The following is a 20,354-nucleotide window of genomic DNA, read 5'->3' on the forward strand; positions in this document are numbered from 1 at the left end:
ACCGGCCGAATCCCCGACACCGAGGCAGTCGTTCGGATCCCGGCCCGTATGGTGGAGATCGTGAGGAAGGCGTGCGATGCCGCAGAAGGTGCCGAGCTTCGCTGAACAGATGGCCGACTGCCATCAGTCAGCTGTCCACCTGGAGATGCGCGACGCCTACGGTATCGCCAGCGAGGCCGCAGAGTTCGCCGCCTGGAAGGCCGGAGACGACAGCAGTCGGCACGACCGTACGGGCCGACGTAAGGCATGGCTCGACCTGGTAGCCGAGACTGCTGGGAGGGGTGTGGTGATCCGTCGAGCACGGATCGTGTCCGAGCCGGTCAGTGACTACATCCGCTTCGAGCATGCCGGGACGCCCCTGAACATCCAAGCGGGCGAGCAAGTGCGGTGGCTGCCCCGTCGGCGAGCCTCGGACATCGCACTGCCCGGCAACGACTTCTGGCTCTTCGACGACCGGATCGTAAGGTTCAACCACTTCTCCGGCGACGGCGCATCGGGCGGACCCGAACTCGTCGACGATCCCGCCGTGGTGAAGCTGTGCGCCTCGGCCTTCGAGTTGGTCTGGTCGCGGGCGATCCCGCACACCGAGTACCAGGTCTGAGCTCACGCCGACAGCCGATCAGCCCTAGTCGGCGGAGCAGGGGAAGGCCTAGCACATGACGGCGATCCGCCCGCGTACGCGACGACCAGGGCGAATCCCTGGGGCTCAGCTCGGGGTGGGTGTCCGCTCAGATAGCTTCTGCCCTCTCTGGCTGCGCCGCGGGGATCAGCGCGACCAGAGAGGGGAGCCAGCGCGGTGCCTACATCTCATCGTTGTGTGCCTGTGAGCGCCATGCCTGCGCGGCTTCGAGGAACGCGAGCGCGTCGTCGTCGCGTGCCAGGGGGTAGGTCCTCGCGCACTCCGGGCGGGCGTACACGGCGAACCCGGGTCCGGATCCCCCGTGCACTACTGCGACCTCAACCGGCTGGTCGGTGTGCTATCTGGCAACGGGCGTAGTTCTGCGACAGCGTCACCGGGTGGCCTCCGGGCGGGGTGCGGGCTTACAGCGGGGGCATTGGCATGGCGGGAACGCGTGGGTCGTTATCGGGGCCTCAGCGGCCAAAACAGTCCTCGGCTCACGCACTGTTGTCCGCTGCCCTGTGGCGGGGTCGACCCGGTAGACGCTGATCGTCAGGCCATGCGGGGCACTCATGGCCTGCTCCCGGGGGGTTTCGCCCCGCTTCACAGCTTTGCCACCTCGACTGCACGACGGCAGCCCTGGGCAGGCAGGAGCCACCGCAGCAGCGTTTCGAAGGCCCTTCGGATACGTTGTCCCACGTCGTCAACCTCCCGGGGTTGATGGCCACGCCCCCGGGCCGTCCACCACGGTCGCGGGGGTCTTTCGTCATCAAGACCCTTTCGAGCCCCGCCCGTTGATCCCATCCCGTCGCCCTATAGGGCCGCCCTATATTTGAGATATGGGGGAGATTCCCGAGGGCCTGTGGTCCCACCCGGAGCTGGCAGCGGCGGTCACCAGCGAGGACTGGGGTGCCGTCTTCCGCACGTACCGGAAGCTCACCGGCGTGAGCCAGACCAAGCTCGGAGAACGTGTGGGTCTCGCCCAACCCGATGTGTCCGAGATCGAGCGCGGGCGTCGCCGCGTGACTTCCGTGGACGTACGGCAGCGCATCGCGGCGGGTCTCAGCGTGCCTCCCGGTCTGCAAGCCGCTGCCGCGCAACTGGCCAGGGACACAGCACCTGTGGCGGGGCTGGCTCTTCCAGGGGCCGCGCCGGACGAAGACCTCTTGACTCGGGTGACCAGCGTGGTTGACGCATCGCACCGCGTAGACGCCGCAACCCTCGATTGGTTTGACCGCCTGCTCGCAGAGCACCGCAGGGCCGAAGACCTCATTGGTTCACGGCCGCTTGTCGATGTGATGCGTCAGCAGCTCCGTACCGTCGTCGACTTGTACGCGGGAGCGCGCGGCCCATTGTCCGACCGCGTCGTGAGGCTCGCTGCCGAACACGCCCAGTTCCTCGCATGGATGGCGCAGGACCAGGACGACACGGCCACCGCGCTGGCTTGGTACGACCGTTCCCATGAGTGGGCGTTGGAGGCTGCGGACGTCAACATGGCTGCCACGACGCTCAATATGAAGGCGCATATGGCGTGGTCGAAGGGCCGGGCGACGCGGTGTGTCCGGTTGGCGGAAGCCTCCCGCTGGTCGGCGCCCGGCACGTCCCTCGGCGTGCAGGGGATGGCCACGCAGATGGTCGCCCGTGGCCACGCGCTAGGCGGCGAGGCCGACGAGGCCCGGCGCCTTCTCGACGAGGCGCAGGGGCTCATCAGCAGGGCGTCCGAGCGCCCCGAGAACGAGCCGGTGTGGATGTACTTCTACGACGAGACATGGTTCACCCTGCAACGCGGCATGGCGGCGCTGCACCTGCGTGACTGGCAGGCGGCCGTGGATCAGCTCACGGTCGGGCTCGACGCGCTGCCGGACGAGTACCGGCGTGACAAGACCTGGTTCCGCGCCTGCCTCGCGCACGCGCTCGCCGGGGCGGGCGAGTCGGCACAAGCGGCTTCCGTGGCCCTGGCAAGCGTTCCCGACGCCGCCGCCGTCGGGCGTCCGCACTCGTGGAACGAACTGCACACCACGGCCGCGGTGCTCATGCGCCGAGGGGCGAAGGAAGGACGGCAGGTCGTCGCCGCACTCCGTGACTACGACTGAGGCGCCCTCGTAGGACAGGCACGGCCGACAGCACGACGGCCCCGTACGTCGTCGTGCGCTTCAAAGGCGACCGACCGCGGGTCCGCGTGCATGCGGGGTCCTCTGCTCAACGTCTCTGCTGCACGAACGGCCCACGGAAATCAGACATTTAGGGTCGGACGATGGGCCGATCGCGCAGTAGAGCGCTCTGAATACAGCGAGCGGACATGCCCAGCGCTTTCCCGTGGAACCCACGCTGTGGCCCCCGCATCCGGGGAGAGGCGGGGGCCACGGCACACCGGGACGTGACGGGCATGTCAGGCCGATTGCGCCTGCTCGTAGAGATTCTCGGCGTCGTCGCCGAAGTACGGTCCGAACATCGCGTCCGGGAGGAAGTTGTACTTGAAGCTGTTCACCGAGGACTGCAGACCGGTGCCGGAGCCCTCGTCGAACTTCGTGAACCACGGGCCGCCGCTGGAGCCGCCGGTCATGTCACAGGTCATGCCGTGGTCGTTGGAGAGCAGGAAGTCCCGGAAGGTCGCCCCGCTGCAGTAGATGAACTTCTCCCCGTCGTACGGGGCGGCCGCCGGGAAGCCGAAGGCGTACATGTCCACGGTGTAGCCGGTGTTGAAGGCCACGCCCTGGCCACCGACGACCTCGGTGAGCCGCTTGCCGTCCAGAGGGCTGACAACGGCCGCGCCGACGTCGTAGTTGATGTCCTCGCTCGCCGACCACTGGGGCGTGGAGAGCGTCTTGGCCGCCGTCCACCTGCCGTACGGGGCCTGGCCGTCGTGGTAGCCGGGGACGAACACCCAGTTGGTGTGCCAGTTGCCCTCGAGCTTGACGCAGTGCCCCGCGGTGAGCACCGTACTGGCGTTGGCGCTGGTCACGGCGTTGCCGGAGCATGAGGCGGTGCGGCCGTTGTAGGTGAAGAAGACCCGTCCCGCCGTGGCGAGGACCTTTCCGCCGCCGGTCCAGGGCCCACCGCCCTGGGGGAAGGCCTGGATGCCCGCGCCGGACGGGCCGACGGGCGCGACGGTCGTCTCTTCGCCGCCGCCGGCCACCGCGGCCGAGCCGGCCGCGATGTCCGCCGGGGTGACGGACAGCAGGTCGAGCGGGGCGGCTTCGCGCATCCGCTCCGCGGTCCAGAAGTCGCTGATGCGCTGGTGTGCGGCCGCGGAGTCCGCGGCGGCGTGGACGGCCACCGGGGCGGGGGCGGGGCGGGGGGCCGCGCCGGCCGGTGCGGCCAGTGTTCCTGCGGTGAGCAGGGCGCCCAGGGCGAAGAGGGCGCCGAGGACGGAGCGGGGGGTGCGTCTCACGCGTACTCCTTCTGCAGCGGCCGCGCGGGGTGCCGCGCGGGCGGTGGGGGCCGGGCCGCGGGATGGGCGGCCCGGTGGAGCGGTGCGGAAGTGCCGAAGGAGAGAGTGCCACCGGAACCGGCGCTTTAGTCAGGGGCACGTCAAAGAAATGTGAGGAAAGTTGACGGTGAGTCATTTCCCGTCGAGGCCTGTGGCCGCAATCGGCGCAACGAGAAGGGCCCCGCCTCCGTGTCCTACGGAAGCGGGGCCCCGGGGTCGTACCGGCGAAGGCAAGCCCGCGCGGTCCTGCCGGAACAGGAAGCCTCAGAAGCGGCGCGTGATCAGCGCCCGCTTCACCTCCTGGATCGCCTTCGTCACCTCGATACCGCGCGGGCAGGCGTCCGTGCAGTTGAAGGTGGTGCGGCAGCGCCAGACGCCGTCCTTGTCGTTCAGGATCTCCAGCCGCTGCTCACCCGCCTCGTCGCGCGAGTCGAAGATGAAGCGGTGCGCGTTGACGATCGCCGCCGGGCCGAAGTACTGGCCGTCGTTCCAGAACACCGGGCACGAGGTCGTGCAGGCGGCGCACAGGATGCACTTGGTGGTGTCGTCGAAGCGCTCGCGGTCCTCGGCGGACTGCAGGCGCTCGCGCGTCGGCTCGTTCCCCGTCGTGACCAGGAACGGCATCACGTCCCGGTACGCCTGGAAGAACGGCTCCATGTCCACGACCAGGTCCTTGAGGACCGTAAGGCCTTTTATGGCCTCGACCGTGATCGGCTTCTCAGGGGTGATGTCCTTGATCAGCGTCTTGCAGGCCAGCCGGTTGCGGCCGTTGATGCGCATCGCGTCGGAGCCGCAGATGCCGTGCGCGCAGGAGCGCCGGAAGGTCAGCGAGCCGTCCAGGTCCCACTTGATCTTGTGGAGTGCGTCGAGTACGCGCTCCTTCGGGTCGATCTCGACCTCGAAGTCCTGCCAGGTCGCCTCGGCCGAGACCTCCGGGTTGAACCGGCGGATCCGGAAGGTGACCGTGATGTACGGCGAGGGGGCCTCGGCGGGCTTCGCGTCCTCGACCTTGTCGAGCGTCGGGGTGCTCATCAGTACTTACGCTCCATCGGCTGGTAGCGGGTCTGGACGACCGGCTTGTAGTCGAGGCGGATGGACTCGGTGCCGTCGTCGCCCACCTCGCGGTACGCCATGGTGTGGCGCATGAAGTTGACGTCGTCCCGGTTCGGGTAGTCCTCGCGGTAGTGACCGCCGCGGGACTCCTTGCGGGCCAGCGCGGACACGGCCATGACCTCGGCCAGGTCGAGCAGGTTGCCCAGCTCGATGGCCTCCAGCAGGTCGGTGTTGAACCGCTTGCCCTTGTCCTGGATGGCGACGTTCTTGTAGCGCTCGCGCAGCTCGGCGATCTTCTCGACGGCAGTCTTGATCGTCTGCTCGGTGCGGAACACCATCACGTTGGCGTCCATGGTCTCCTGCAGCGCCTTGCGCAGTTCGGTGACCCGCTCCGTGCCGGTGGCGTTGCGCAGCCGCTCGACCTGGTCCACGACGAGCTGCGCCGGGTCCTCGGGCAGCTCCACGTAGTCGGCCTTCGCGGCGTACTCGGCGGCGGCGATGCCGGCCCGGCGGCCGAAGACGTTGATGTCGAGCAGGGAGTTGGTGCCCAGGCGGTTGGCGCCGTGCACCGAGACGCAGGCGACCTCGCCGGCCGCGTACAGGCCCGGCACGACCGTGGTGTTGTCGGCCAGCACCTCGCCCTGGACGTTCGTCGGGATGCCGCCCATCGCGTAGTGCGCGGTCGGCTGGATCGGGATCGGGTCCGTGTACGGCTCGATGCCCAGGTACGTCCGCGCGAACTCGGTGATGTCCGGCAGCTTGGCGTCCAGCTGCTCCGGCGGCAGGTGGGTCAGGTCCAGGAAGACGTGGTCGCCTTCCGGACCGCAGCCCCGCCCCTCCCGGATCTCGGTGTAGATCGAGCGGGAGACGACGTCACGCGAGGCGAGGTCCTTCATGACGGGCGCGTACTTCTCCATGAAGCGCTCGCCGTCCTTGTTGCGGAGGATGCCGCCCTCGCCGCGCGCGCCCTCGGTCAGGAGGATGCCCATGCGCCAGATGCCGGTCGGGTGGAACTGGAAGAACTCCATGTCCTCCAGCGGCAGACCGCGGCGGTAGACGGCGGCCTGGCCGTCACCGGTCAGGGTGTGCGCGTTGGAGGTCACCTTGAAGAACTTGCCGCAGCCGCCCGAGGCGTAGATCACGGCCTTCGCCTGGAAGACGTGGATCTCACCGGTGGCCAGCTCGTACGCGATGACGCCCGCGGACCGCTTGATCCCGTCGACCTCTGTGATCAACTGGTCGAGGACGTAGAACTCGTTGAAGAACTCCACGCCCTCCTTGACGCAGTTCTGGTACAGCGTCTGGAGGATCATGTGTCCGGTGCGGTCGGCCGCGTAGCAGGACCTGCGGACCGGGGCCTCGCCGTGGTTGCGGGAGTGCCCGCCGAAGCGGCGCTGGTCGATCGTGCCGCCCGGGGTGCGGTTGAACGGCAGGCCCATCTTCTCGAGGTCGAGGACCGCGTCGATGGCCTCCTTCGCCAGGATCTCGGCGGCGTCCTGGTCGACCAGGTAGTCGCCGCCCTTGATCGTGTCGAAGGTGTGCCACTCCCAGTTGTCCTCCTCGACGTTCGCGAGGGCGGCGGCCATGCCGCCCTGGGCGGCGCCGGTGTGGGAGCGGGTCGGGTAGAGCTTCGTCAGAACGGCGGTACGGCTGCGCTGGGTGGCCTCGATGGCCGCGCGCATCCCGGCGCCGCCGGCGCCGACGATGACGGTGTCGTACTTGTGAATCTTCATGTCGTGCGTCAGCCCCGGCTCTAGCGGATGTTCGGGTCGAAGGTGAAGATCACCAGCGTGCCCAGGAGGACGGTGAAGACGGTGGCGGTGTACAGCAGCATCTTCAGCCAGAAGCGCGTGTTGTCCCGCTCGGCGTAGTCGTTGATGACCGTCCGCAGGCCGTTGGCGCCGTGCAGCATGGCCAGCCACAGCATGAGCAGGTCCCAGATCTGCCAGAACGGCGAGGCCCAGCGGCCGGCCACGAACGCGAAGCTGATCTTGCTCACGCCGCCGTCCAGCACCAGCTGGATCAGCAGGTGGCCGATGACCAGGACGACGAGCACGATGCCGGACAGCCGCATGAACAGCCAGCCGTACATCTCGAAGTTCGTCCGCGTCGCCTTCGGCGTCCTGCCGGTACGGGCCCGCGGCGCCTCGATGACGGGCGCCGGGTTGTCCGGGCCGTACGCGGCGCTGGAGTCGGTCAGCTCGACCGACCCGGTCGACGGAGTCTCAGTGGATGCCATGTCTTTCAGCTCCCGAACAGCTCGCGCGCGGCGTGGTTGAGGACGGGGTAGACGGCCCCCGCCATCAGCACGATCCAGATGCCCATGACGGTCCACAGCATCTGCTTCTGGTAGCGCGCGCCCTTGGACCAGAAGTCCACGGCCACGACGCGCAGGCCGTTGAGCGCGTGGAAGAGGATGGCGGCGACCAGGCCGTACTCCATGAGTGCGACCAGGGGCGTCTTGTAGAGCGCGATGGTGTCGTCGTACGCCTCGGGGGAGACGCGGACGAGAGCGGTGTCGAGCACGTGAACGAACAGGAAGAAGAAGATGAGGACACCGGTGACTCGATGAGCCACCCAGGACCACATGCCTTCCCGGCCGCGGTACAGCGTTCCAGCCGGCACGGAAAAACCCTCCGGAAGCGGGGATTGGGGCTCTGCCGGCTTCACTGTCGGTCGAGCCCGGCCGGGTACGGTCCACCGGCCCTGGCCATCGTAGCGACGGGTTGTCGGCTCACCCGGGCGGGGGCCCGTAGGTGTGATCAAACAGGCACGTACGGCCTACCAGGCGATGTGAAAGCCCGTGATTCCGGGCTTACGCCACAAGGCGGGCGAGCCGGCCGCGGGCGGTCCTGCGCAGCTCGTCGGCGGTGACGGCGCGCTCCTCCTCCACCTCGTGGCCGAGCCGCGCGCGGATCCCGGCGAGGACGTGGTCGAGCAGCTCGTCGGGGCGCAGCCCGTCCACGCAGATCACGAAGACGTGCCCGAAGCGGCTCTCGTACGCGGCGTGGGCGGCGCGCAGCGCGGTGAGTGCGGCGGATCCGGTCCTGGCGGGGAGGGTGTGGGCAACCGATTCTTCGGCGAGGGCCTCGGCCAGGTCGGCGGCCGTCAGGTCGTAACTCGCCTCGTCCGCCGCGGCGAGGAGCGCATCGACGTCGGGGTAGGGGCGGTGGGCGGCGAGGCGGCGCGCCCAGCGGCCGCTGGCGCAGCAGCCGAGCAGTGCGGCTTCCGCGGCGGCGGGGGCGGCGGTGTTGAAGCGGTCGAGACCGGGCAGGGCTGCGGTGACGGCGGGGCCGCTGCCGCGGCTCTGTGCCGGTACCGGCCACCGGGCGCTCCTGGCCGACGGCGTGGCAGGTTCCCGGTGCGGCGGGCTGGCCGGAAAGTCGCTGGTCAGCATGGGCTCCTCTGGGATTCCCTGGCGCGCGGACCAGTCCTGAGGGGCAGCTGGGGACTGGAGATGCGACTGAGGCGCCACCGTATCGGTGCATCTCGGCCACGGTCCGACGGATACCTGAATTTCACCCGGACGGGAGCGAATGCACGCGCGTAGTAGACGCAAAAGCGAACAGGAACACGTACCTTCGTCCTTAATTGGGAGGTTTTAAACGGATGATGCATGTGACGAGGCCGGGACGGCTGCCAGCGCGGCTTGCCGCGTGGGTCGCCCCGTGGGTAGCCGTGGCGCTCGCGAGCGCCGTGCTCGCCGGCTGCTCGGACGGCGACGGGAACGGCGGGCCGCGCGGCGGCGACGACCGGTCACCCGTCAGCAGCGCGCCCGCGAGCCGTCCCCCCACCACGTACGCCCCGTCCTCGCCGCCGCGCACCATCCCCTCCGTCCGCGAGTTCGACCCCGGCGCCGGGCCCGGCTGGAAGCCCGGGGACGGCACGCGCGTCGTCGCCGCCCCGGACGGGCCGCTCGCCGACGAGGCCCGCATGCTCGCCGGCGAACTCAAGGCCGAGTACGGCAAGCCGCCCGCCAAGGCGGGCGACGTCGAGCTGGCCATCCGCCCCGGGCAGCGCGGCGGCGCCGAGGGCTACCGGCTCACCACGCGCGACGGCCGGGTCAGCATCACCGGAGCCGCCGACGCCGGGGTCTTCTACGGCACCCGCACCCTCCTGCAGTCGCTCCGCTCCGGCGGAAAGGTCCCCGAGGGCGTCATCGACGACCGCCCCGACCGTCCGCAGCGCGGCTTCCAGCTCGACATCGCGCGCAAGCACTACACGGCGGGCTGGATCGAGGCCCGGCTACGGCAGCTGGCCGACCTCAAACTCAACCAGCTCGGGCTCCACTTCTCCGACGACCAGGGCTTCCGGATCGAGAGCTCCACGCACCCCGAGATCGTCTCCGAGCAGCACCTCACCAAGGCCGAGCTGCGCCGCATCCTCGACCTCGCCAAGAGCCTGCACATCACCGTCATCCCCGAGATCGACTCGCCGGGCCACCTGGGCGCGGTGATCGGCGCGCACCCCTCGCTCCAGCTGACCAGCGCGTCCGGCAACCCCGCGCGCGGTGCGGTCAACATCACGAACCCGCAGGCGGCGCGGATCGTCGACGACCTGCTGCGCGAGTACGCGGGCGTCTTCCCCGGCCCGTACATGCACATCGGCGCCGACGAGTACCAGGCGCTGATGGCCAGGAACCCCGAAGCGACCTATCCGCAGCTGGCGGCCGCGGCGCGCGAGAAGTACGGGGCCAACGCGCGCGTGCAGGACCTGGCGACCGGCTGGCTCAACGACCGGGCGGCGGTCGTACGGGCGGCGGGCAAGCGGCCCAAGGCGTGGAACGACGGGTTCTTCAGCGGCGGGGTGGTGAGCCCCGACAAGGGGATCGAGGTCGAGTACTGGACGGGCAAGGAGATCGGCGAGCGGCAGCCCGCGGAGTACCTGGCCGAGGGCCGCACGGTGGTCAACCTCAACGACGAGTACCTCTACTACGTGCTCGGGCAGCCGAACCAGTTCATCTATCCAACGGGTGAGCGGATCTACAAGGAGTGGACCCCGGCGGTGCTGCGCGGCACGCAGGCGCTGTCCTCGTCGTCCACCGAACCCGGCGAGGTGCCGGGCGGCCGCTTCGCCGTGTGGTCCGACATCGCGAACGCGCAGACCGAGGAGCAGGTCGCGGCCGGCATCCGGTTGCCGCTGGCAGCGGTGGCCCAGAAGCTGTGGGACCCGGGCAAGCCCCCGCTCGACTGGCCTGAGTTCGTCGCGCTCGCCGACCGGCTCGCCCAGCGTCGCTGACGGGCGCGGGGCGGCCGAACCCGTCGCTGGGGCCCGGGCAGGCCGCCCGGGCCCCAGAGCTACCACCCTCGCGGATGTACCGGGTCTCCTCCGCGCGGTAACAGTGCTCAGCCGATGGCTATGCGCGGATGCGCGGCGGGGTTTGAGACCATGATCCGGTCCATGGTGGCGCCCGGCACCGATACGCACACCGCCATCGCCCCCGCCCGTTGACGGCAGAAAGATTCCGTGACGGTGCGTCGGTGAATGTGTACGGATTCCCGGACACCGAGCAGAACCTGGACGAGGGCGTGACGGGTCGTGAACGCACCGGAATGGCAGACGACATGCTGAGCATCGGGGAACTGGAGGCCGCGCCCCCTTCGATGACGCGGTGGCGCGCGACATCGCGCCGCAGCGTGGACTGGACGGCTCTGCCGGGCGTTGGGGGACGCTGCCGTCCGGCTACCGCGCCTTGGCGGAGACGTACCCGCCGTTCGTCATCGACGATTTCCGGGTTCGAGGTTCGGTGAAGCCTTTGCGGATCAGCGCGTGCGAGCCCTCGGTGGCGTAGCCCCTGCCCCAGGCCGCCTGTGCAGCCGGTACCCCAGTTCGACGCTCTCTGGGTCGGCGGCCTCCTCCGGCGGCCGGAACTCGAACCAGCCCAGGAACGCGCCGGAGGACCTCTCCAGCGCCGCCCAGTGGCCGAACCCGGGGAAGCGCTCGTAGCGGCGCAGGATCGCGGGCAGGACCTCGTCGATGATCATCTCGGGCGGCGTCGGGCTGCCGTTGCCGAGGAAGCGCATGACATCCGGATCGGCGTCGAGGGCGACGAGCAGGTCCGCATCGGCCTCGGTGAACCGGCGCAGCACCAGGCGCTCGGTCCAGGAAGATTCGCTCGGCGCAACCGTACGCGGTGGGCCGGCGCGGCGGCGACGGAATCGCGAAGGAATTTCGGCGAGGCCGGGATTTCGGCGAGGCCGGGATTCCGGAGGCGCCGGGGCGGCCGCCCGGGGGAGGGACCGCGGGCGGTGCCGGGGCCCGGCCGCGGGCCGGAGTCCAGCGGATTCACGCGGATTTCACAGGGGACGGCCGGGGTCGCCACCCCCCACAGGAGAGACCCCGGCCGTCGTCGGTGAGGGCCCGGAAGGGGCCCATACTCCCCTCTGCGTACGGCGCTCAGTTTCTGTCACACCGGCCCGGACGTGGACGCGCACCCGTCATAGGCCCTAGCGTGCTGGATCGCGCCGGGCGGCGCCGATGCCGGGGCATGGTTTACTCCAGTCGTCAACTTCTGGTTCCCGCGTGACGTGGACGGTCGGCATCGAGCTCGGCGCCCGCGGGTCCGGACAGGGACGAGTGAAGCAGGATGAGGGCGTGCTGGGGGACGACGCGGAGCTGACTGCCGCGGTGCACGCGGCACAGGACGGGGACGAGACCGCTTTCCGGACTGTGTACAGAGCGGTGCACCCGCGGCTGCTCGGCTATGTGCGGACGCTGGTCGGCGAGCCGGACGCGGAGGACGTGGCTTCAGAGGCGTGGCTCCAGATAGCCCGCGACCTGGAGCGGTTCAGCGGTGACGCGGACCGCTTCAGGGGCTGGGCTGCACGAATAGCCCGAAACCGGGCGCTCGATCACATCCGGATGCGTGGCCGCAGGCCGGCTATCGGCGGCGACGAGACCGAGCTCGCGGACAAGGCGGCCGACGCGGACACGGCGAGCGAGGCGCTGGAGGCGATCGGCACGGGCCGTACGCTCCGCCTGATCGCGAGGCTGCCGCAGGACCAGGCCGAAGCGGTGGTGCTACGGGTCGTGGTGGGCCTCGACGCGAAGAGCGCGGCGGGGGTGCTCGGCAAACGGCCGGGCGCGGTCCGTACGGCCGCGCACCGCGGGCTGCGGCGGCTCGCGGAGCTGCTGGGGGCGGGAGAGACGGCGGAGCCGGGAGAGGGCGACGATGTCCCGGACCCGGCCGCCGGGGACGCCGCTTCCGGCCCGGTCGCGGAATCCGCCGGCGGACCGGACGCCGGCGCGGGAGGACTTGACGGAGTGCCGCCACAGAGGGATCCGCACCAGGGCGAGGTCACATCCGCCGGTGTGACGGATTCCGGACCGCGGACGCAGAAGGACATGTGATGGCCGACGACCGGTACAGCTGGCTCGACAAGGACACTGCGGAGCGGTTGCTGCGCGGGGAACCGGTCGACGCCGCGGTCGGACCCGACGATGCGAGCGCGCGTGCGCAGGCCGAGCGGCTCGCCGAGGCGCTGGCCGAGGCGCTGACAGAAGCGGGCGCCGGCCCCGCGGTGGGCAGCGGGCACGGGCTGCGCGAGGGCGAGCTTGCGGGTGAGGCCGCCGCGACGGCGGCTTTCCGGAAGGCCGTTGAGGAGCGCGCCACCGCTCTGCGCTCCGGTTCTACGCGCGAGGAAAGCGGTCGGCAGGCTTTCGGTGGTGCCCCTTTTACGGCTGATGCTCCGCGTGCCGTCGATGCTGCGCGTCGTGCCGATGCCGCGCGTGCCGCTGATGCTGCGCCCGCCGCTTCCGGGGCGCCGAAGCCGGTGCATGCGCCCCACTCGTCACAGACGCCGGAGATCGTACGGATCGCGAGACCTGGGTGGCCGTCCCGCATGGGCCGGCCGCTGCGGGTGGGCCTGGCCGTGGCGATCGCCGGATGTGCGCTGGGCGGAGTCGCGGTCGCCGCGGGCGCGGGCGTCCTGCCCACGCCGTTCGGCGGCGAGAGCGGCGAGCCGGCGCCCGCGCAGAGCGTGTCGGCTGCCCCGACGGGCGAGGCACTCTCCTCGCCGCCCTCGATCACCGAGGACACCCGGCAGCCCTCCCGGTCCCCGTCCGGGACCGGCGAGGGGACCGGGACCGGCGAGGGCTACGGCCGCGGTGACTCCCGCGACGGCGGCCCCAACGCGTCGGAGGGCGGCGGCAGCACGCCGGAGGGCGACATGTGGCTGGTGCCCGACGGCAAGGGGGGCGACCGGCAGAAGGCGGCCGTCGACGTGTGCCGCAAGCATGAGGCGGGCACGCTCGACCGGCGTACGGAGCGCCGTCTCGAGAAGGCCGCTGGCGGCTCCAAGGCCCTGGACCGCTACTGCGACCGCGTCCTCGACGAGAACCGCGACGGCGACTCCGGCCGCAACGGCGGCGGCAAGGGCCACGATGGCGGCGACGACGGCGACAGCGGCAGCGAGAAGGGCGACAAGGACGGCGGCGGCGAGGACGACGGCGACCGGGCCGTAGCGCCCGCGGAGCCCCGCGCGGACACGCAGTCGCCCGGGTTCGCGCCCGCTCCCGCGCCGTCCTCCAGCACGTCCCCCGCCCCGTCGTCCTCCGCCTCCCCGGAGTCCTCTTCCGCTGGTCCGTCCACGGTTCAACCAGCGCTGTGACACTTTTCGGCCCCCTGGCGCAGTAGGTAGTGAGCCGACTGGTCATCGGCGGTGTGTGAGCCGGGGTTCCCCCCGTACCTGCGGCTCCACGCATATGGCGCGGGCGGGGCACGTTCCCCCGGCCCCGCCCGCGCCCTCTCTTTTCCGCCTTTCTGCTCGCCTCCCGATGGCTGAGCTCTGTCGGTGAATTCCGCCCCATCCGCCCTTCCCCCGGCTACCTAGCGGTAGATGACGACCTTGTCGCCGATCCGGGTCTGGGCGAAGAGCGAGGCGATCTTCGCTTTGTCGCGTACGTTGACGCAGCCGTGCGAAGCACCGCTGTAGCCGCGGGCCGCGAAGTCGGCCGAATAGTGCACCGCCTGCCCGCCGCTGAAGAACAGCGCGTACGGCATCGGCGTCTTGTAGATCGTCGAGAAGTGGCTCCGGCTCTTGTAGTAGACGCTGAAGGTGCCCTCACGGGTCGGCGTGTACTGCGAGCCGAACCGGACGTCCATCGCCGAGACGACCCTGCCGTCGATCATCCACGCGAGCGTGCTGCTGCTCTTGTTGATGCACAGGGCGCGGCCGGTGAGGCAGCGCGGGTCGGGCCGGCCGAGGGGCTTGCTCGTGGGCGGGTGGAGCGCCCACTGGGACGGCTGCCCGGTCAGGGCCCGCAGCCTGGCCCAGGTGCCGGTGTCGACCGATCCGGTGCGGGCGAGGCCGTGCCGGGCCTGGAAGGACGTCACGGCGGCCGTGGTGATCGAGCCGTAGTAGCCGGTCGGGTTGCGGTCGAAGAGGGCCAGCTCGCGCAGCCGCGCCTGCAGCTCCCTGACCATCATGCCCCTCGCGCCGGAGACCATGATCAGCGTCTGGGCGGGACCCTGCGGCTTCGCCGGCTTGGCGTCGGCGTGCTCGGCCGCGTCCGTTCGAGGGGCGGGCTCGGGGGCGGACGCCTGAGCCGTACGCGCCGAGCCGTTCCCCGCGCCCGGCTGCGTCGCCACGGCCTTGCAGCCCGCGGCCGATCCCGCGGACAGCGCCAGGACGGCGGAGGCCGCGACCGCTCGGCCCATGGTGGTTTTCTTGCGCATATTCGTCCCCCGTCCTCCCCCGTTCTCCCGATCTTTCCCCTTTCATCTGTTCCCGGTGCTGCCTGTGGCTGAACCACGGGTACATGCTGTGGAGAAAGCCCCGGCCGCTCTATGGGAGGCACAGCAGATGGCGCGCGAGTCGCAGTCCGGATTTCCCATCGAGCCGGTGTACGGCCCGGACGCGCTGGCCGGCTGGGACGCGGCCGGGCAGCTGGGCGAGCCCGGCGCGTACCCCTTCACACGCGGCGTGTACCCGACCATGTACAGCGGCCGCCCCTGGACCATGCGCCAGTACGCGGGCTTCGGCACGGCCGCCGAGTCCAACGCCCGGTACCGGGACCTGATCGCCCACGGCACCATGGGCCTGTCCGTCGCCTTCGACCTGCCGACGCAGATGGGCCACGACTCGGACGCGCCCATCGCGCACGGCGAGGTCGGCAAGGTCGGCGTCGCCATCGACTCGGTCGAGGACATGCGGGTGCTCTTCGACGGCATTCCGCTGGACAAGGTCTCGACGTCGATGACGATCAACGCGCCCGCCGCGCTGCTGCTGCTCCTCTACCAGCTGGTGGCCGAGGAGCAGGGCGTCCCGGCCGCGCAGCTGACCGGGACCATTCAGAACGACGTGCTCAAGGAGTACATCGCGCGCGGCACGTACATCTTCCCGCCGAAGCCCTCGCTGCGGCTGATCGCGGACATCTTCAAGTACTGCAGGGCCGAGGTCCCGAAGTGGAACACGATCTCGATCTCCGGCTATCACATGGCGGAGGCCGGGGCCACGCCCGCGCAGGAGATCGCGTTCACGCTCGCCGACGGCATCGAGTACGTCCGTACGGCTGTGGCGGCCGGGATGGACGTGGACGACTTCGCGCCGCGGCTGTCGTTCTTCTTCGTCTCACGGACGACGATCCTCGAGGAGATCGCCAAGTTCCGGGCGGCCAGGCGCATCTGGGCGCGAGTGATGCGGGAGGAGTTCGGCGCCAGGGACCCCAAGTCGATGATGCTGCGCTTCCACACGCAGACGGCCGGGGTGCAACTGACCGCCCAGCAGCCGGAGGTGAACCTGGTGCGGGTGGCGGTGCAGGGGCTCGCGGCGGTCCTCGGCGGCACGCAGTCGCTGCACACCAACGCCTTCGACGAGGCCATCGCCCTCCCGACGGACAAGTCCGCCCGGCTGGCGCTGCGCACGCAGCAGGTCCTGGCGTACGAGACCGATGTCACCGCCACCGTGGACCCGTTCGCCGGCTCCTACGCGATGGAGCGGCTGACGGACGAGGTGGAGGCCGCGGCCGTGGAGCTGATGGAGCGGGTCGAGGAGCTGGGCGGCGCGGTCAGTGCTATCGAGCAGGGCTTCCAGAAGGGCGAGATCGAGCGCAGCGCGTACCGGATCGCGCAGGAGACGGACGCGGGGGAGCGGGTCGTGGTCGGCGTCAACCGCTTCCAGCTGGACGAGGAGGAGCCGTATCAGCCGCTGCGGGTCGACGCGGCGATCGAGGTGCGGCAGGCGGAACGGCTGGCGAGGCTGCGGGCCGGGCGCGACCAGGCGGCGGCGGACGCGGCGCTGGGGGCGCTGAAGAAGGCGGCTGAGGGCAGTGACAACGTCCTCTACCCGATGAAGGACGCGCTGGCGGCCCGGGCCACGCTCGGCGAGGTGTGCAACGCGCTGAGGGAGGTCTGGGGCACGTACGTGCCGAGCGACGTGTTCTGAGGGCTTCACGCGTCTGAGGGCCTTCCGGCTTCCGGTCTTCTCGCTTCCGGCCTTCCGGCCTTCCGGCCTTTCCGGCTTTCGGGAGGCGCCGGCGGGCCGTTCTTCTGGCATGTGGACGGTTGTGCGAATTGTCGGAGCCCTGTGCCAGACTCCGGCTCATGCTGGGCGTGACTGACCTTCCGACGTATCTGGCCGGACTCGTACTGATCATCCTGCTGCCGGGGCCGAACTCGCTGTACGTGATATCGGTCGCGGCCCGGCGCGGGGTGCGTACGGGATACCTGGCCGCGTGCGGGGTCTTCTGCGGCGACGCCGTGCTGATGGTGCTGTCGGCGGCGGGCGTCGCCTCGCTGCTGCAGGCCAACGCCCTGCTGTACGGCATCGTGAAGTACGCGGGCGCCGGCTATCTCACGTGGATGGCGATAGGGATGCTGCGCTCCGCGTGGGCCCTGTGGCGGTCGCGCCACGAGCAGCGGGCCGCCATGGAGGCGGCCGTCACCTCGGGAGCGGAGGCCGTGGAGGGCTCCGACGGGGCGGAGCGTCCGTACCGCCGCGCCCTGGTGATCAGTCTGCTCAACCCGAAGGCGATCCTCTTCTTCGTGTCCTTCTTCGTGCAGTTCGTGGACCCCGGGTACGCCCACCCGGCGCTGTCGTTCCTGCTGCTCGGCTCGCTGGCCACGCTGTGCAGCTTCCTCTACCTGACCGCGCTGATATGCGGCGGCAGCGCGCTGGCCGCCCAGTTCCGGCGCCGCAGGCGGCTGACGGCGACGGTGACCTCGGCTGCGGGCGCGCTGTTCCTGGGCTTCGCGGCGAAGCTGTCGCTCAGCAGCGCGGGTTAGAGGCCCAGGTCAGAGGCGCGAGTCAGAGGCGCGGTCAGAGGCGTCGTCGGTCTACTTCGGCGCGAGCACGTCGAGTTCGGCCATTCGCGCCGATCGTGATCTCGCGGGTCAGCTGTTCGGCGCGGGCCGTGTCCCGGGCCCGTACGGCTTCGGTGACCTGTACGTGGAGGGTGACGGCCGCCGGGTCCGGGTCGGTGAACATGACGTGGTGCTCGGTGCGCCCGGCCAGCACCTCGGCGACCGCATCGCCGAGCCGGGCGAACATCTCGTTGCGCGAGACCCGCAGGACCACCCGGTGGAACGCCACGTCGTGCACCAGATAGGCCTCCAGCTGCTGGCCGCGCGAGGTGGCCACCATGCCCAGCGCGTGCTGGGTGAGCTCGGCACTCCTCGGCGGTGGCCGGCTCGACGGCCGAGCGCAGCACGGTCAGTGAGCGCAGCTGGCGCGGCCGGTCGGCGCCCGCCAGCCGCCAGCGGGGGTCCTCCTCCTGTCCTTGATCATCTAGCCGGCCTTCTGCCGCCGCCGACGCCCTGGCCCACCCGTCAGATGGCCCACGGCGTTGGTTCTGGTGCGGAAGTGTCGCTTCTGAAACGACAGTCCGGGAGGGAGACGGCATGGCCATGCCAGACCGACCACACGGGCTGGTCCTGTGAACGCTAAGCTTAAGCGGCATACTCGTGACACCCCGTGACTCGCAGTCACGGAAGCGCCACGTGAATCTGTGGGGGAAGCACAGGCACCTAGCTGCGTGGTACCACCACAGAGCGACGCCCACGATCCGTTCCACACGGGGGAGTTGACCGTGACCCGCACCTCTGCGCCCATCGCCGTCGCGTTGTCCGCGACGGCGGCACTGCTGCTGGCCGCCTGTGGCGGAGGCGGCAGCGAAGAGGGACCAGACAAGATCGAGGGCGCCAATTCAAGCGACCCGACCTCCGCGGCCCCGACCGCGTCGGAGTCGGCAGCGGACGCTCCGACCTTCGACCTGCCGTCGGACGTCAAGGTGAACATCGACGGGTTCACCGGCGAGAACGCCACACAGAACGAAGCGCTCCTCGACACTACGTACGCGATCAAGGCCGTCCTCGAGGCTCAGGTCAAGGGGGACGGGGGTGCAGCGAATTACAAGCGGTACTGGACCGGCCTCCAGGGTGCCAAGTTCGCGGACACGATCAACGACTTCGGGAAGTCCGGGAAGACGATCACCGGGTCGTTCCACTACTACCGGCCGACCGTAAAGCTCACGGGTAAGGCCACCGCAGGTGTCACGTACTGCGAGGATCAGCGAAAGGGATACGCCAAGAACCGCAAGACAGGCAAGGTCGAGAAGACAACTCCGTCTCTCGATGACTTCAGCCAGTGGTCGCTGGGCCTCGCGAAGAACACGTCGGGGGACTGGCAGGTCATCCGCTACGCGTACACGGAGAGGGCGAAGTCGTGCCAGATCAGCTGAGGTCCCGATTCAGTCGCGGACTTGCTGTCGGGGGAATCTGCCTGGCTCTCCTCGGTATTGCGTCTTCCCCGGCTGTCGCCGGGACGGGGGTGAAGCCTCCGACCACGGAGCCGGAAGCGGATGCCGGCAGCGACGGCACCGAGATAACGACGCGCGTTCAGGTGACGGGCAGCAGTGACGGCGGCGACGCCAAGCCGCTCGTTTCGTCCGACACCAACTGGACTGCGCCTCCTTGCTGGTACGAACCGTTCTTCAGCCCGGACGAGTTCAAGGCCTACATCAAAGCCAAGTACGAGGAGGCCGGAAAGGGGGGTGCCGACACGGTCTATGACTACTACAACCAGGTCATGTCGGAGATGAACGAGATCGACTACCACAAGGGTGACGACGGCAAGTGGTGGATGCTCGTTCAGAACGATCACCTTCCGCCCGGCCAGGCGATGGTCCAGTGCCCTGCTACGGAATCCTGGCGGTGGGTCGGCCCGGCAGACCCCGCCCCGGATGGCCTCGCCATTACGCCCAAGATGCTGTCTGACATTGCTTATGGTGCGACCAAGTTGCCCTCACGCAAAGTAACGCTGAGCCCCGCTGCGGACAAACAGAAGGTCAACCTGGCCACGTACGTCAAATTCGACAACGGCATTGACCGTGTGTGGGTGACAGCCGAGCTGCCGAACGCGAACCTTGCCGCGACAGTGGTCGCTGTCCCCGTTTCCCTGCGCGTCGAGGCCGGCACGCAGTACGCCGAACCTCAGTCGTGTACCTACGACTTCGCCAAGCCCGGCGACTCCTTTCAGGTCGACTCGTCCGAAGCCGACTGCAACGTCACATACCGCAAGGCCACGAACGACGGGTCCTACCCCCTCAAGGCTCAGATCACCTGGAAGGTCACCTGGACAGCAACCGGCGGCCCGGACGGTCCCACGGAGCCTGATGCTCTACCCGACGGCTACTCGATCTCCGAACAGGACGTACAGGTCCAGGAAGTACAGACCATCGTCCGGTGATGGTGGACTCGACGGGGACTCGGGCCGTGCCGGTGACGGCCCGAGTAGCGAGCTGAACCCTTAGGACCTGAGCTGGACGACCTTGCCGACGGCGTCGGCGCCACAAGCATCGGCCCCCTTTCTTGCTGCCGTACCGTCAGCTGCCTGATGGCCTCGGTGCGTTACGCCCTTCCACCTCGTCAGACACACCGGCTAGATTCGTATGTACGTGCGTTGCTCGTGCACCGTGACTGGCTGTTGGCATGACGGGGGTTGTTCGGGGTGGGGTATCGGCCGACGGATTGGCATGTCCTTGACCTGGAGTCCGATCCGGTTCCGGGGGATCCGGAGCGGGTCAAGGGGCTGGCGCGGAGGCTGCACGCGTTCGCCGACGATGTCGGGGATGCGCTGCGGCAGATCAAGGGCATGGCCGAGGATGACGCGCTGCTGAAGTGGGCGGGCAAGTCGGCCGATGCCTTCACGTCCGAGTTCGAGGACGTTCCGAAGAACCTGCGGAAGCTGAAGAAGTCCTATGACTTGGCCGGGGACGCTTTGGCGGCGTACTGGCCGGAGTTGGAGAAGGCGCAGG

General features: G+C 69.7%; 18 protein-coding genes and 1 pseudogene. 10 read left to right on the forward strand and 9 right to left on the reverse strand.

Annotation, left to right across the window (positions count from 1 at the left end; all coding sequences use genetic code 11):
• Positions 1-76: 76 nt before the first annotated feature.
• Both ACTWQC_RS33880 and ACTWQC_RS33885 read left to right on the forward strand, forming a co-directional pair.
• A complete protein-coding gene (locus tag ACTWQC_RS33880) occupies positions 77-601 on the forward strand; it encodes a DUF6879 family protein (protein ID WP_443319694.1) in 525 nt (174 codons plus the stop codon).
• 857 nt (positions 602-1,458) lie between these two features.
• Positions 1,459-2,712, forward strand: coding sequence for a helix-turn-helix domain-containing protein (locus ACTWQC_RS33885; protein WP_443319695.1), 1,254 nt, complete (start codon positions 1,459-1,461; stop codon positions 2,710-2,712).
• Positions 2,713-3,008: 296 nt separating this feature from the next.
• On the opposite strand, the gene ACTWQC_RS33890 is transcribed toward ACTWQC_RS33885, so the two are convergent.
• The 6 genes from ACTWQC_RS33890 to ACTWQC_RS33915 form a co-directional block, all read right to left on the reverse strand.
• Positions 3,009-4,010 carry a trypsin-like serine peptidase gene (locus tag ACTWQC_RS33890; RefSeq protein WP_443319696.1) on the reverse strand — a complete coding sequence of 334 codons (1,002 nt, stop codon included), beginning with the start codon at positions 4,008-4,010 and terminating at the stop codon, positions 3,009-3,011.
• Positions 4,011-4,313: 303 nt separating this feature from the next.
• A complete protein-coding gene (locus ACTWQC_RS33895) occupies positions 4,314-5,081 on the reverse strand; it encodes a succinate dehydrogenase iron-sulfur subunit (protein ID WP_443319697.1) in 768 nt (255 codons plus the stop codon).
• Positions 5,081-6,835 (reverse strand): succinate dehydrogenase flavoprotein subunit, encoded by a 1,755-nt coding sequence (sdhA, locus tag ACTWQC_RS33900; RefSeq protein ID WP_443319698.1) that lies wholly within the window; start codon positions 6,833-6,835, stop codon positions 5,081-5,083. Before sdhA ends, ACTWQC_RS33895 begins: the two co-directional genes overlap by 1 nt.
• A 20-nt stretch (positions 6,836-6,855) precedes the next feature.
• A complete protein-coding gene (locus ACTWQC_RS33905) occupies positions 6,856-7,341 on the reverse strand; it encodes a succinate dehydrogenase hydrophobic membrane anchor subunit (protein ID WP_443319699.1) in 486 nt (161 codons plus the stop codon).
• A 5-nt stretch (positions 7,342-7,346) separates the two neighbouring features.
• Positions 7,347-7,727 (reverse strand): succinate dehydrogenase, cytochrome b556 subunit, encoded by a 381-nt coding sequence (gene sdhC / locus ACTWQC_RS33910; RefSeq protein ID WP_443319700.1) that lies wholly within the window; start codon positions 7,725-7,727, stop codon positions 7,347-7,349.
• Between the two features lie 190 nt (positions 7,728-7,917).
• Entirely contained in the window at positions 7,918-8,499 is a 582-nt protein-coding gene (locus ACTWQC_RS33915; protein WP_443319701.1) for a 2-oxo-4-hydroxy-4-carboxy-5-ureidoimidazoline decarboxylase, read from the reverse strand.
• A gap of 215 nt (positions 8,500-8,714) precedes the next feature.
• On the opposite strand from ACTWQC_RS33915, the gene ACTWQC_RS33920 reads away from it, so the two are divergent.
• The gene (locus tag ACTWQC_RS33920; RefSeq protein ID WP_443319710.1) at positions 8,715-10,340 is read left to right on the forward strand and encodes a beta-N-acetylhexosaminidase; all 1,626 of its coding nucleotides are present in this window, start codon (positions 8,715-8,717) and stop codon (positions 10,338-10,340) included.
• Between the two features lie 524 nt (positions 10,341-10,864).
• Here ACTWQC_RS33920 and ACTWQC_RS33925 read toward each other — a convergent pair.
• Positions 10,865-11,191, reverse strand: coding sequence for a GNAT family N-acetyltransferase (locus ACTWQC_RS33925; RefSeq protein ID WP_443319702.1), 327 nt, complete (start codon positions 11,189-11,191; stop codon positions 10,865-10,867).
• A gap of 505 nt (positions 11,192-11,696) precedes the next feature.
• Here ACTWQC_RS33925 and ACTWQC_RS33930 point away from each other — a divergent pair.
• Together ACTWQC_RS33930 and ACTWQC_RS33935 are read left to right on the forward strand one after the other, a co-directional pair.
• Positions 11,697-12,452 (forward strand): RNA polymerase sigma factor, encoded by a 756-nt coding sequence (locus tag ACTWQC_RS33930; RefSeq protein ID WP_443319711.1) that lies wholly within the window; start codon positions 11,697-11,699, stop codon positions 12,450-12,452.
• The gene (locus tag ACTWQC_RS33935) at positions 12,452-13,711 is read left to right on the forward strand and encodes a hypothetical protein (RefSeq protein ID WP_443319703.1); all 1,260 of its coding nucleotides are present in this window, start codon (positions 12,452-12,454) and stop codon (positions 13,709-13,711) included. Before ACTWQC_RS33930 ends, ACTWQC_RS33935 begins: the two co-directional genes overlap by 1 nt.
• 218 nt (positions 13,712-13,929) lie before the next feature.
• Here ACTWQC_RS33935 and ACTWQC_RS33940 read toward each other — a convergent pair whose 3' ends face one another.
• Positions 13,930-14,778, reverse strand: coding sequence for a L,D-transpeptidase family protein (locus ACTWQC_RS33940; RefSeq protein ID WP_443319704.1), 849 nt, complete (start codon positions 14,776-14,778; stop codon positions 13,930-13,932).
• Positions 14,779-14,905: 127 nt separating this feature from the next.
• On the opposite strand from ACTWQC_RS33940, the gene ACTWQC_RS33945 reads away from it, so the two are divergent.
• Positions 14,906-16,486 carry an acyl-CoA mutase large subunit family protein gene (locus ACTWQC_RS33945; protein WP_443319712.1) on the forward strand — a complete coding sequence of 527 codons (1,581 nt, stop codon included), beginning with the start codon at positions 14,906-14,908 and terminating at the stop codon, positions 16,484-16,486.
• Positions 16,487-16,644: 158 nt separating this feature from the next.
• The gene (gene leuE / locus ACTWQC_RS33950) at positions 16,645-17,325 is read left to right on the forward strand and encodes a leucine efflux protein LeuE (RefSeq protein ID WP_443319705.1); all 681 of its coding nucleotides are present in this window, start codon (positions 16,645-16,647) and stop codon (positions 17,323-17,325) included.
• 51 nt (positions 17,326-17,376) lie between these two features.
• On the opposite strand, the pseudogene ACTWQC_RS33955 reads toward leuE, so the two are convergent.
• Positions 17,377-17,801 (reverse strand): annotated as a pseudogene (locus tag ACTWQC_RS33955) (FadR/GntR family transcriptional regulator); the annotation flags it as partial.
• 327 nt (positions 17,802-18,128) lie between these two features.
• On the opposite strand from ACTWQC_RS33955, the gene ACTWQC_RS33960 reads away from it, so the two are divergent.
• The 3 genes from ACTWQC_RS33960 to ACTWQC_RS33970 form a co-directional block, all read left to right on the forward strand.
• On the forward strand, positions 18,129-18,779 hold the full coding sequence (locus tag ACTWQC_RS33960; protein ID WP_443319706.1) for a hypothetical protein: 651 nt from the start codon (positions 18,129-18,131) through the stop codon (positions 18,777-18,779).
• An 89-nt stretch (positions 18,780-18,868) separates the two neighbouring features.
• Positions 18,869-19,786, forward strand: coding sequence for a hypothetical protein (locus ACTWQC_RS33965; RefSeq protein ID WP_443319707.1), 918 nt, complete (start codon positions 18,869-18,871; stop codon positions 19,784-19,786).
• Between the two features lie 261 nt (positions 19,787-20,047).
• Positions 20,048-20,354, forward strand: a 307-nt coding sequence (locus ACTWQC_RS33970) for a WXG100 family type VII secretion target (protein WP_443319708.1), incomplete at its 3' end; no start/stop codon positions are given.

Origin of the sequence: Streptomyces sp. 8N616, from assembly GCF_052246385.1 — a bacterium.
GTDB lineage: Bacteria > Actinomycetota > Actinomycetes > Streptomycetales > Streptomycetaceae > Streptomyces.